This window comes from Paraburkholderia sp. SIMBA_053 (genome assembly GCF_046534895.1).
In the GTDB taxonomy this organism is placed as follows: domain Bacteria; phylum Pseudomonadota; class Gammaproteobacteria; order Burkholderiales; family Burkholderiaceae; genus Paraburkholderia; species Paraburkholderia caledonica.
On the sequence record NZ_JAWRXU010001175.1, the window covers coordinates 1 to 254 of the forward strand.

1 protein-coding gene is annotated in these 254 nt (G+C 57.5%); it reads left to right on the forward strand.

Annotated features, from left to right (window positions below; translation table 11 throughout):
* On the forward strand, positions 1-254 hold a 254-nt coding region (locus SB753_RS39350), incomplete at both ends, for an acyltransferase family protein (RefSeq protein WP_410805460.1).

Sequence of the window (254 nt, forward strand, 5' to 3'; positions counted from 1 at the left end):
CTGACCGTCGTCCTGTCGCATTACCGCGAACTCGAACTGCTCAATACGCCCGTTTCGTTCTTCAATTTCGTCGATGGCGGGCGCTCGGCTGTTTCCCTCTTCTTCGTGCTCTCGGGCTTCATTCTCACGTACACGTATCGCGATGAACTCGCGACGCAAGGCCCGCATAATTTTTACGTCGCGCGCGTCGCACGCATCTATCCGAACATCCTGTTCGCGCTCGCCATTGCATCCGTCACGACCGCGTACCTCGT